General features: G+C 33.3%; 11 protein-coding genes and 2 pseudogenes. 7 read left to right on the top strand and 6 right to left on the bottom strand.

The features are described 5' to 3' along the window. Nucleotides 1-320 precede the first annotated feature (320 nt). A pseudogene (locus tag AC1DJR_RS05565) lies at nucleotides 321-473 on the top strand (DUF2187 domain-containing protein); the annotation flags it as partial. A 168-nt stretch (nucleotides 474-641) separates the two neighbouring features. Here AC1DJR_RS05565 and AC1DJR_RS05560 read toward each other — a convergent pair. After that, on the bottom strand, nucleotides 642-2,357 hold the full coding sequence (locus tag AC1DJR_RS05560) for a ribonuclease J (protein WP_429688201.1): 1,716 nt from the start codon (nucleotides 2,355-2,357) through the stop codon (nucleotides 642-644). A gap of 47 nt (nucleotides 2,358-2,404) precedes the next feature. Further along, a pseudogene (locus AC1DJR_RS05555) lies at nucleotides 2,405-3,259 on the bottom strand (manganese catalase family protein). Nucleotides 3,260-3,488: 229 nt separating this feature from the next. On the opposite strand from AC1DJR_RS05555, the gene AC1DJR_RS05550 reads away from it, so the two are divergent. After that, on the top strand, nucleotides 3,489-4,268 hold the full coding sequence (locus tag AC1DJR_RS05550; protein WP_429688200.1) for a DUF2935 domain-containing protein: 780 nt from the start codon (nucleotides 3,489-3,491) through the stop codon (nucleotides 4,266-4,268). Between the two features lie 21 nt (nucleotides 4,269-4,289). Here the strand turns inward: AC1DJR_RS05550 and ku are convergent, their stop codons facing one another. Then, nucleotides 4,290-5,114, bottom strand: a complete 825-nt coding sequence (gene ku, locus AC1DJR_RS05545; RefSeq protein WP_429688199.1) for a non-homologous end joining protein Ku — start codon at nucleotides 5,112-5,114, stop codon at nucleotides 4,290-4,292. Between the two features lie 130 nt (nucleotides 5,115-5,244). Between ku and AC1DJR_RS05540 the strand changes: the two genes are divergently transcribed. Further along, nucleotides 5,245-5,808, top strand: coding sequence for a spore coat protein (locus tag AC1DJR_RS05540; RefSeq protein ID WP_477002184.1), 564 nt, complete (start codon nucleotides 5,245-5,247; stop codon nucleotides 5,806-5,808). A 318-nt stretch (nucleotides 5,809-6,126) separates the two neighbouring features. On the opposite strand, the gene AC1DJR_RS05535 is transcribed toward AC1DJR_RS05540, so the two are convergent. After that, complete coding sequence (locus tag AC1DJR_RS05535; protein WP_477002183.1) at nucleotides 6,127-7,260, bottom strand: zinc-dependent alcohol dehydrogenase; 1,134 nt, start codon at nucleotides 7,258-7,260, stop codon at nucleotides 6,127-6,129. A 286-nt stretch (nucleotides 7,261-7,546) separates the two neighbouring features. Between AC1DJR_RS05535 and AC1DJR_RS05530 the strand changes: the two genes are divergently transcribed. Both AC1DJR_RS05530 and AC1DJR_RS05525 read left to right on the top strand, forming a co-directional pair. Further along, a complete protein-coding gene (locus AC1DJR_RS05530; RefSeq protein WP_000002836.1) occupies nucleotides 7,547-7,759 on the top strand; it encodes an alpha/beta-type small acid-soluble spore protein in 213 nt (70 codons plus the stop codon). A 306-nt stretch (nucleotides 7,760-8,065) separates the two neighbouring features. Next, complete coding sequence (locus tag AC1DJR_RS05525; protein WP_477002182.1) at nucleotides 8,066-8,581, top strand: DUF3231 family protein; 516 nt, start codon at nucleotides 8,066-8,068, stop codon at nucleotides 8,579-8,581. Between the two features lie 34 nt (nucleotides 8,582-8,615). Here the strand turns inward: AC1DJR_RS05525 and AC1DJR_RS05520 are convergent, their stop codons facing one another. Continuing rightward, nucleotides 8,616-8,798, bottom strand: coding sequence for a hypothetical protein (locus AC1DJR_RS05520; protein ID WP_429691739.1), 183 nt, complete (start codon nucleotides 8,796-8,798; stop codon nucleotides 8,616-8,618). A gap of 271 nt (nucleotides 8,799-9,069) precedes the next feature. Here AC1DJR_RS05520 and AC1DJR_RS05515 point away from each other — a divergent pair, with 271 nt between their 5' ends. Together AC1DJR_RS05515 and AC1DJR_RS05510 are read left to right on the top strand one after the other, a co-directional pair. Beyond that, nucleotides 9,070-10,719 carry a copper resistance CopC/CopD family protein gene (locus AC1DJR_RS05515; RefSeq protein ID WP_477002181.1) on the top strand — a complete coding sequence of 550 codons (1,650 nt, stop codon included), beginning with the start codon at nucleotides 9,070-9,072 and terminating at the stop codon, nucleotides 10,717-10,719. Nucleotides 10,720-10,754: 35 nt separating this feature from the next. Continuing rightward, a complete protein-coding gene (locus AC1DJR_RS05510; protein WP_477002180.1) occupies nucleotides 10,755-11,375 on the top strand; it encodes a YcnI family copper-binding membrane protein in 621 nt (206 codons plus the stop codon). Between the two features lie 118 nt (nucleotides 11,376-11,493). Here the strand turns inward: AC1DJR_RS05510 and AC1DJR_RS05505 are convergent, their stop codons facing one another. Then, nucleotides 11,494-12,270, bottom strand: a complete 777-nt coding sequence (locus AC1DJR_RS05505) for an alpha/beta fold hydrolase (RefSeq protein WP_477002179.1) — start codon at nucleotides 12,268-12,270, stop codon at nucleotides 11,494-11,496. Nucleotides 12,271-12,409 lie beyond the last annotated feature (139 nt).

The following is a 12,409-nucleotide window of genomic DNA, read 5'->3' as shown; positions in this document are numbered from 1 at the left end:
CAATTATTGAGTATTGTGATTATCCAGAAGAGAAATAAAGGAAGTTTATACTTGAGAAGAGGTGTTACGTAATAACGTAACTGTGAAATGACAAAAAAATTATACATGTTATAAGAAGGTTGTACATTCTACAACAAAGTTATACACGCTACATGAAAGATATACACTTAGAATATTGTTAGATTATATAAGGAAAAGCATGACAATTTTATGTCATGCTTTTTTGAAATTGCAAAAAAGGAATTTAAGGAGATTTTGGAAAATTAGTAAAGGTTGGAGTTCTATGGTGACAGAATCATTTTTATTATTAGGTTAAACATTTAACAGGATATGTAGTGAATGTTCTCCAAAATACAATTGTTGTAGATATTACAGAGGTAATAGAAATTGAAGTAGATGATGTTAGGCAAATAGCAAAACATGGTTGCTATCATAAAGTGGTTCATAAGCTAATGAAAAATAATGTTTCATAAAAAGTGCTCTTAGATAAATCTAAGGGCACTTTTTTTAGATGAAGTTACCGGAGGTCTTGAGATTATGAATGTCAGCTGTTATAAATACCATGCTCATTTAGAAAAAATGCTTTAAATAATAGTTGATATGATCAAGGAAATAATTGTTAAATAAAGTAAGTAAGCGATTTAAACTTCAATTATGATAGGAAGGATCATTGGTTTTCTTTTTGTATGTGAGTATATAAAATGACCAAGTGCTTCTCTTATTTCTCTTTTTAGAACATTCCATTGATAAATATGTGCTTTTTTTAATTTGTTGATAGTTTCTACAACTAATTCATTAATTTTCTTTAAGAAATCTTCTGAATCGCGAACGTATACAAAGCCACGAGAAATTGTGTCTGGGCCAGAAATTATTTTTTCTTCCGTTTTACTTAAGGTGATAACTATTACAAGCATACCATCTTCAGAAAGTTGTTTACGATCGCGCAATAAGGCGTTCCCAACATCTCCAATACCCAATCCATCTACATATATATTACCGGCAGGTATACGTCTGGTCTGCATTGCATTCTGCTTTTTAATATCAACAACATCTCCATTGCCAATAACATAAATATTATCTTTCTCGACACCAACGGATTCTGCTAATCGACGGTGATGATGCAGCATTCTAAATTCGCCATGAATGGGAATAAAATATTTGGGTTTCATTAAAGTAAGCATCAATTTTAGTTCTTCTTGATAGGCATGTCCAGAAACATGCATTCCTGTTGAACTTCCAGATCCATAAATAACATTAGCTCCTAATAGAAATAAGTTATCTATAATACGTGAAACATTACGCTCATTTCCTGGTATGGGAGTTGCAGACAAAATGACTGTGTCACCCGGTAAAATATCAACTTGGCGATAATTCCCACTAGATAACCGGGCTAGAGCAGCCATAGGTTCACCTTGACTACCGGTGCAAAGTATAGCGACTTTTTCGGGATCCATTTGATTAATTTCATTTGCTTCAATTAACATTCCTTCAGGAATATTCAAATATCCTTGTTCTAAGGCAACAGAAACTACATTTACCATGCTTCTTCCAAGGAGGGCCAGCTTTCTATTTGTTTTCAAAGCGGCATCTACTATTTGCTGTACACGATTCACATTAGAAGCAAAGGTAGAGATAATAACCTTTCTATGAGCTTTGATAAATGCTTCTTCAATTTTTTCACCTACTAACCGTTCTGATGGAGTAAATCCAGAACGTTCGGCATTCGTACTTTCTGAGAGAAGGGCTAAAACGCCGTTACTTCCGATATTAGCCATTTTATGAATATCTGGATATTGATTGTTTACGGGGGTCAAATCAAATTTAAAATCACCTGTATGGACTACTGTACCTTCTGGCGTATGAAAAGCAATCCCCAGGCAATCCGGGATACTATGATTTGTTTTAAAAAAGGATAAGTTTATCTGTCCAAACTCAATTAAAGATTCAGAGTCAATAACAATTAATTGTGTTGAATCTTGAAGTTTATGTTCTTTTAATTTAATGCTGATTAAGCCTAAGGTTAATTTGGTTGCGTAAATTGGCACATTCAATTGCTTTAAAAAATAAGGAATACCACCAATGTGATCTTCGTGTCCGTGTGTAACGACTAAGCCTCGAATTTTATCTTTATTTTCTTGCAAATATGTAATATCAGGTATTATTAAATCTATTCCTAATAAACTTTCGTCCGGAAACTTAGAACCACAATCAATGATTACAATGTCATTCGAATATTGTATTACGTACATATTCTTACCGATTTCATTAACACCACCTAAAGCAACAATGGATAGTGTATCATTTGTTGTACTCAAACTGAATATCCTCCTTTTAAAAACAAGCTTACTTGAATTCATGTAAAGGTTTAGGATCAACCATTAATAAATAGTTGGCCATAAATATCTCAAAAATCCATATCTTTTAATCCAGGACTATGCTCATTGGGCATTTCAGGAAGTTCTGGTACAGGAAAACCTTTTGGTGGTTCAGTTACTGTTAATATTCCCTTGTTTCTACTTGGTGATTCCCCTTGAAATATTTCTCCCATTTTTGTTGGATCTAATCTAAAATTAAATTGTGCATTATGGAATCCCATGTTTACATACTTTCTGCACTCTGGGTACTTATTAATATCATAGTTCGGCATAGGGAAAAGTTTTCCCCACTCAACACCTAATGTTTCTAGTGCTTTTGCCAAGGCATTTTGATGTGCATTATCACGTACAATTAAAAATGCAAGTGTTTCTCTAAAGGTTTGATTTGAACTCATTTCATAAATTCTAGTTTTTTGAAGTACACCTGTGGATTCAAGTACTACATTATTTAGTAAATCGCTAATTAAATTTCCATGACTATATACCCAAGATCCATTCCATGGGTTTCCAACCGCATCAACAGGCAATGAACTTTGAGCACCTACAATAAAGTGATGAGGGTTTGAATGCTTAACCGCCTCATCAAGCGGTGCTTTGTCAATACCAGCATTGCCTGGTGTAGGTTCACCAGCTCCATTTAATAGTTAATTAATTGTATTTTGTACAAGTTCCACATGAATTATTTCTTCTAAAAAAACACCTCGAAGTAAATCACGATATTGCTTCTCTTTACCTCTAAAATTTGAACTTTGGAAAAAGTATTGCATCATTGTACGCATTTCACCAAAATGCCCACCTAATATTTCTTGTAGAACTTTTGCAGCAACTGGATCTGGTTTGTCCAGCTTAATAATATTAATTAATTCCTCTTTATAATAAAACATAGTATACACCTCTTTTTTATGATAGATAACAATAGTTATATTAACTAAATATAGGTAATTTATTCCTGGAATTAATTGAGGTATTCTTAATTTCGTTTATATATCTCCATAATAATTTTGAGCGGAATTCAGGGTTTTTACGTTGTTAAAAATAGCTAAAATTCATATTTTATATATGTTATTAGTATTAATCAGTATGAAAGACACGTTGGTAAGGAGGAGAAATGGGATGAATCGAACTTATGAAGACAGCGCATTGTTTGAACATAAATTTTGGCTTAGAGTTCTTGGGGATCATGCACAATTCCTTTTAGATGCTTTAGCTCCAAAAGAAACTGCAGATATTCAAAGGGCCATATATTTTGTAGAGAAATTTGATGGGTTTTTAAGTCGTATTAATACTGTCAATTTAATTGAATTTGCGAAAGATGTTAAACAATTGGCAGAAGAAATTAGACTATTTAAGTTGAGTATTATACAAAAGCAATTGGAAGGGAAAATTGTGATCCACTTTACTCCAACTTTCATTAATCATATGGTAAATGAAGTAGAAGAGTATATAACAGTATTAAAATATTTAATAAAAGGGGAAGTACCACCTATTTTTCATGAACTACATTACCATCTTGTGTGGTTAACAGATGCGGCTGGTCATGCTGGCTCTATTTCAGGTGAGTTAGACCTTGTAGAAAAACGATTGAAAGAGAAGAGTGAGATGTACGCCAAACATTTTGAGCAGTTTTATTTAAAAGCTGTTGAAATGACAGGGTATTTACGTACAGAACTTAAGCATTTTCCAGCTTTAAAGAAATTTACGAAAGATGTTTCATTAGAACTGAACTTATTTTCGCATTTTCTTCATGAAATAGAAGAATTAGAATTATCTGAGCAAATATTAAGCTCATTATCTGCGAGAATGGCAGACCACATGGCGAGAGAGGAATGCTATTATTTATTAAAATTAGCACAATCATCTGGTTTAGAGATGCCAAAGTGTAATCCTTTGTAACAGTAGATAAGAGAGCCACGATCATGTGGCTTTTTTTTCGTTTATTCCTTCTTTTTTCTTGTCTTTCTGTTGTTTTACTTGTTCAATGCTAGCATTTAATGTCTCTATAATATTTATGATATTTGGATTAGGGTATATAGTTTCATTCTTTTCTTGTTGTTCGATTTTTTCTTCTATAAAATCAGTAAGTGCTTCTTTATATTCATCTACATATTCTTCTGGTTCAAACGGAGTGGTTAGATGATGAATTAGATTTATTGCTGTAGTTAATTCTTGTTTGTGAATAGGGTACTCTTCATTATTTGGAAGATCGGGCATGTTTTTTATATTTCGAATCTCATCAGGATAATGGATGGTCTGTAGAATAAGGCCTTCTTGAAAGCTGCGAATAATAGCTAGATGTGGTTTCTTACGGATAGTAATATGAATAAGACCAAGTTTATTTGTTCTCTCTAAAGCTTCTTTTAATAATAAATAGGGCTTTTCATTCCCATGGGTAGGACCAACAAAATAGGAACGATCGAAAGAAATTGAATCAATCTCATCATCTTGGATAAAAGATGAAATGCGAATGATTCGCGGCTCATGTTTTTTTTGTAGCGCTTCTAATTCTTTATCTTCAACAATTATATATTTATGCGGCGCATATTCATAAGCTTTCACAATTTCTTCATCGCTTACTTCGATATCCGTACAATCGGGAGCAATCTTTTTATATTTAATAGGAGTAAGACATTCCTTATGAAGACTTAAAAATTTAATATCTTTCTCTTCTACAGCACTATATAGCCTAATTCCGATGCTTAATAATCCGAGTGAAAGAGAACCCTTCCATACCGTGTGCATTTCAAACTTCTCCTTTCATATAAAGAAAATGAATAGTTATAGTATGAGTAATAAGAAAATTCATATGCACTTCATATATTTTTTATATTTTGGGAGAGACTAAAAAAACTTTGAAAAGGAGGGTTCAAAAATGCAATTAGCTACACATGAGTTACGTGATTTAAGTGAATTAATTGCTGGTTGTTACAATACAATTAATACGATGAGTACATACATTCAGCAAGCACAAGATTTAGAATTAAAACAATTATTACAGCAACATTTTCCGCTCCATGTGGAAGACTATAATTTAAAAGTAGAATTTGTCCAAAGCCAGAGTACGCCCGATATTGAGCRTTTTCAGCCCTCTAAGTTAAATCCAGTATTGGTTTCTTATTTAAAAGCACCTATTGAACAATATCCACCTGTTGCACCTAGTATAAATGGAGCACCTCCGAACGATCGAGCAATTGCTACGGGCTATCTCTTAAATCAAAAATCAGCTGCATTAAATTATGCTGGGGCTTTATTGGAATGTGCAAATCCAAGTTTGAGGTCTTTTTTAGAAAAAGCCTTTTTAAATAGTAGTAGACATGCGTATGATATTTGGCAATACATGGTGAAGAAAGGTTACTATCCGTTATCACCAGCACCAGATTCTGAAATAAAAGCTATAGCAAGTATTTATCAGCCTATTAATCAGCAGTTACAATAATACAAAAAATATTATAATTAGATTTTATTGGATAAAGCTGAACAGTATAAATACTCTTGTTCAGCTTTATTTTTTATCTTTTATTTTATAGATTAAGTAATTAAATAGTTGATTTTGAGATTAAAAATCCAGTTAATTAAAGATAACTATGAGCTTCTGGTAAAAAAGAAAGTATTTATAGGCTAGCTCTTAAAATGAGAAGCCTTTTTGTCAAACTTAAATATATTTATTTTTTTAAGTAAAAAAGATAAGATCTTGGATTTATTCTTATCTTTAGCATAAAAAATAACTGAAATTAAGTAATTAGCAAGGAGTCCTTTAAGGTTTCAAAATAACTTTTATACAATCGTCTTCACGATTATTAAATATTTGATAGCCATAACTCGCTTCTTCAAGGGGAATTTTGTGTGTAATAATCTCTTTTGGATCAAATTCATTCTTCATTATTTTTTCATACAGTTCGGGCATAAAATGAATAACCGGTGCTTGTCCCATTCTAAGGTTAATATTTCTAACCCAAAATGCGCCGAGTGGAAATGCATTATAGTTGCCACCATAAACACCTGTCATTTGGAACGTCCCATATTTTCTTATTGCTTTTGTAGCAATTTGAATAGGACCGAGGGTTCCACCTTGTAATTTTAATTTTTGTTCAAGAAATTCCAAAGGTGATTTCTTTCCATCCATGCCCACGCAATCAATGACTACATCGGCTCCACCATGCGTAATTTCCTTCAAATGTTCTCCCATATCAGGATATTTCGTGAACTCAAATACCTCAACGTTGTTAATCTTTTTTGCATAATTTATCCGGTAATCTAAGTAATCAACTGCAATTACACGCTTAGCACCTTTCATCCAAGCAAATTTTTGTGTCATTAATCCAACAGGTCCACAACCAAGTACGATGACAGTATCACCTGATTTTACACCTGCGTTTATTACACTCCAATAAGCTGTCGGTAAAACATCGGATAAAAAAAGGAGGGACTCATCCTCAAGTTCGCATGATTCTGGTATAACAAATGGAGTAAAGTTTCCAAAAGGAACTTTTAAATATTCTGCTTGCCCGCCTGGGTGGTTACCAAATTTCTCTGTATAACCGAAGTATCCACCAGAGTCATAATGAGGATTTGAGTTGTCACATTGACTTTCCATTTCATGCTGGCAATAAAAACAATGCCCGCATGAAACATTAAAGGGGATAACAACACGATCTCCTTTTTTTACTTTAGTGACATCAGGACCTACTTCTTCAACAATTCCCATTGGTTCATGGCCAATAATATAACCTTGAGGTAAAGGCATGTTACCTTGATATAAATGTAAATCGGAACCACAAATAGCGGTTGAAGTAATCTTTACAATAATATCATCTTTTTTTTCTAATCTTGCATCGTCAACTTGTTTAACCTGTACTTGATTTGGCCCTTGATAGGTTACAGCTTTCATAATCACATGTCTCCTCTTTTAACATTTTCTCAAAACATACTTTATATTTATCTCTTGGTAATATAGCAATCATTTTTTAGTTATCAAAAAGAGACCAAAAGAGAATCAGGACGTATACACAACATTGTTATGAAAGTGTTTTATGGTGCCTTTTCTTCCCTATGTCTTCTAACCCTATTTTGAGAAGAAAATCAACATTTATACATAATCGAATTTAATTTCCATAAAAAGGGGTAATTATTTTCCATGATTCGTAGCATATTAAAAACATAGGAGGTGATACAATATGGCAAACAATAATAGTGGAAGTCGTAATGAACTATTAGTTAGAGGCGCTGAGAATGCAATTGATCAAATGAAATATGAGATTGCACAAGAGTTTGGTGTACAACTTGGTGCAGACACAACAGCTCGTGCAAACGGTTCTGTTGGTGGCGAAATCACAAAACGTTTAGTTGCAATGGCTGAACAACAACTTGGCGGTGGAGTTAATCGCTAAGTTCAATTAATAAATTAGTGTAAAATATAGTAGCTTTTAAAATCAATTTCTTTTTTCGTTCATTCATTAAAAGATAAACCCTTATAGTAAGCGATTTCTCACTCAAAGATTATTGATAAGCTTATTTAATAATCTTTGAGTATTTTATTTGCAAATTTCTTTACTAGACTACAAACATACATTGTTGGGAAGGTGTTTCCCATGCATGATAAAAAATATTTTGTAGGAAAAAACATACTTAAAAATTTATTTTCAATATTGAAAAATATACTTATGATGATATTTTCGAAAGGGAGGCTTTTTAAAATGGGTGTATTAAGTGGAAACCCTCAAAATGAACCTTTACATTATGGRGAGGTATTTGATATTTGGAGTTATCTTCTTGCCACACAAGGAGCTGTTGCYGGACATCAAGTATTTATGAATCAYACAGGTGATGAAGATTTAAAGAAGTTTTTACAAAACTTAATTGAGAATGATATGACTYCTGAAATAGAAGAGCTAAAARCCCTTTTAAAGGTAAATGGAGTGGCTTTACCACCAGCGCCTCCAGAAAGACCGATTGCTTCTATTGAAGACATTCCTCCTGGTGCACGCATCAACGATGCAGAAATCGCAGCAGCCGTTGCAACAGCTCTTGCAGCAGGATTAGTAACTTGTAGCCAAGTTATGGGGAAATGCCTTCGAGAAGATGTAGGCATGCTTTTTGGACAAATTCACATGAAGAAAGCACAAGCAGGGGTAACATTACTACGTTTAAGCAAGAAGAAGGGGGGGGTAGTGCCTCCACCATTACATGTTCGAAATTCTGAACAAGCTTAATTATAAAATAAAAAAGTGGCTCTCGGCCACTTTTTTATTTTAATTTATCATTTGTGTCTTGCAATTTTTTAGATGAATGTACACTTTGTATTTTAGATTGATTCATATACTCTTCTGAAATCTCCATGGCATATTTATCGGTCCTTATATTGGTAGCCTCTCTCAAATCCTCGTCTTTATGTAAAACAACTTTCTTCATATTTTTTAATTTATTCATTTCACATTTCCTTCACAAATGATTCACGATAACTTTTCTTCTTTAGAAACTAACATAAATATATTTTATGCTATAATAATAACCGACTTTAAAAATGTAAGTTGTATCTATGATAGTAGTTACTAATATATTGAAAGTTTAGAGGTGAGCGATAAACAGAAAGTAATACGGTATAGATCCTTATACTTAATAAGGTTAATATTTTATCAAGAAATAAAACTTGGGAAGTAAAAAGTAATGAAAGTGTAGTGACGAAAAAGAAAGAAGTGAAATGAGTGTGAAAGTAATGAGAAGGTTAGGGGCATGGCTATTAATAGCGTGCGTGTTTATCATATTGATACCAAAAAGCGCATCTGCTCATGCGTATGTTGTGAAATCAAACCCTAATGAAAATGAAACGTTGAAAAAAGCGCCATCTGTTGTGAAAATTGAATTCGATGAGGACATACAAGTTTCAAGTTTTAATACATTGTTCGTAAGAGATACCTCAGGTAAAAGAGTAGATTTAAAAGATGCTCATATTGATAAGAAAAACAAAAAAATATTAGAAGCTGGGTTAAAAAAGAATCTCAAAAATGGTCTCTACTCTATTCAGTGGAAAGCTATTTCAGCAGATGGACATCCAATTCAAGGAGTTATTCCATTCCGTATTGGGTCAGCAGAAGCGGGAACAGATGATATACAAGTGGAAGAGATGGGCTATGTCCCGCAAATCGATATGATCATGGAACGTGGGGTTCTATATACAAGTTTCTCACTATTTTTAGGAGTTCTATTCTTTAATCTTATTATGTATAAAGGGAATGCAACCCGAGTTCAATCAAGGGGTAAAAAAATAATATGGATATCATTATTTGGGATATTTATTAGTTTACTATTCAATCTACCATTGCAAGCGAAAATAAATGCTGATGTTTCATGGCTAGAAGCATTCGATCCTATATTGTTAAAAGAAACATTACAGCTATCTGTTTTTGGTTATGTATGGATCACTCAAATGGCTCTTATTAGTACGCTTATGATTGTTACATATTTTGCGGTGAAGCGTGAGAAGCTTTCGTCGTTTAAAGTATGGAGCATTCCAATTGTATTATTTATTGGGTTACTTGTTATGAAAGCCTTTAATAGTCACGCATATGGTATAAGGTTTAAAGAAATTGCTGTCGTTATGGACTTTCTGCATTTATTCGCAGCTTCGTTATGGATTGGGGGGCTATCATCGATTGTTCTTCTTTTACGTAAAGAGGATGACAAGTGGACTATGTATTGGGATACGATTAAGCGTTTTTCGCCATGGGCAACAGGTGCCGTCATAGTGATTTTATTAACGGGTCTTTTTAACAGTACATTTTTTATTCCCACGATCCATTCCCTATTTGATACGAAGTATGGATTGGCCTTATTAGCAAAGATACTTTTATTCGTGTGTATGGGGATATTGGGAATTATTCATTATGTGAAAGGGAGAATGCGAGCGCAGCAAAGGTTAGGAGCTACGGTGAAAGTAGAGTTTATCATTGGAATTATCGTTTTCGTAATCGTAGCGTTTATGACAAATGTACAAACGCCGCCGATGCCTCCTACGGGACCTTTTACAGAGAGTAAACAATTAGATAATGGATATGAACTTACTTTACATGTAAGTCCTAATAAGGTAGGACAGAATACATTTCATATTACTTTGAAGGATGAGAATGGACAGCCTGTTACTGATATGGAACAAATTGTATTGAAGACTCAATCTTTAGATATGAATATGGGCAAAGGTTCATTTAAAGTTTCGGCAGTGTCACCGGGAGAATATGAAGCGGAAGGTATGTATATTAACATGACAGGAAACTGGAATATACAAGTTCACGGATTAACAAAATCTCTTGATAGTTTCGATACGGATTATAAATTTATTGTAGGTGGCAGATAAAAAAGACGTTATAAATGAAAAGGAGTTTATAGAAAATGAAACGTATAAAAAAATTAGGAACAACAATGATCGCAACAATAATTGCAATGGGGATTTTTTCGTTACCTGTTAGTGCTCACGTAACTGTGAAACCAGCAACTTCTGACGTTAGCTCTTGGGAGACTTATACAATAAAGGTACCTGTTGAAAAGAATATGGCAACAACAAAAGTCACACTGAAAATACCGTCTGGAGTCGAGTTTCAACAGTACGAGCCAGTGCCAGGGTGGAAAGTGGAAGAACAAAAAGATGCAGCTGGAAAAGTTAAAACTGTAATATGGGAAGCAACAGGAGAAGGGATTTTACCTGGTCAGTTCCAACGATTTACTTTCGTTGCTAAAAATCCAGATAAAGAGCAACAAATAGCTTGGAATGCATATCAACAATATAAAGATGGAGAAATTGTTGAATGGACAGGCGATGAGAAAGCTGAAAAGCYCCAYTCACTTACTACGATTGCAAAAGGTACATCATTAACAGGAGAACATGGTGAAGTATCTAGTGTGGAAAAAAATGAAGGTACAAGTAATATGCAAACAATAGCAATTGTCTTATCAGTTTTAGCGATTGTATCTTCCATAGGTACGTGTGTTTTTGTAGTACGTCGTAAAAAGTAGGGAACATTGAAAGGTCTCATTGAAAGTAATGAGACCTTTGTTAATAAAATTTTGAGATTAAGCAGCTTCGAGGGGGGTTAGAGCTAYAAATACAACATGGTTTATTAAGATAAGGAACTCAATTGACTGTCATTACTTCTTCTGGTAGGTTATCATACTTAAGCCAGTTTTCAATTAAAGTATTAAATAGTTTGGGATTTGCTAAAGGGATTCCATGACCGATTTTAGGAATGATAATACCTGTGCAAKTAGGATTGCTTTCAAGGATTGCAGTCATCGAGTCTTTCATGATTCTTTTTTCGTTTTCTCCAACAGTCACTAATATATTGCTACTAGCATTCTCGAAACCTTTTGGTATTGTAAACGACATATTTTCTTCTAATATCCTCACAAATGTATTTTTACTTATTTGACAACTTTCATGATAATAGTTATCAAATTGTGTTTCATCTATGYACATTGATTTTGCTTGTATTTTGGAAAACGTCTTACTCTTTATAAGTGGATAGGTTAAGMCAAGGGATCTTATTAATGTTTTAGCGAAAGGARTTRGTTTAACTAATGCGCTATTTATCATAGCGTATTGAATTAAGTTTGGTTTCATACTGAGCATTGCAATTAATACTTGAGCACCTAACGAAAAACCGATTACTATAACAGTTTTACCTTGTCCTTTTTCTTCAACTAATTCAATGATTTTTTCAGCACTAAAGTGTATTGAAAAATGATCCTTACTACTATTTTCCCCTTGCTCGGGTAAATCAGGAACAAGGCAGTGAAAGTTAGTAAAATGTTTAATTTGTTTGTCCCACATCCATCCACTGACTCCGCCCCCATGAATAAAAACCATAAGTGGAGAGCTTGAATCTCCAAATTCTTTATACTGTAAAACCATATAATTCCCCCTTATGATTAGAATTGTTAGTCCATACATATGTATTAGAGATAATATATTCTACTTAATTATCATCATACAATAAAAAAGAAAAATTTTCTTTTTGCTAAGATGTTAAGTGACTGTACTCATAAAATGG

The organism is Bacillus sp. 05T31 (assembly GCF_056396725.1).
The sequence above is the reverse complement of the archived record's forward strand: the minus strand, read 5'-3'. Positions and strand labels throughout refer to the sequence as shown.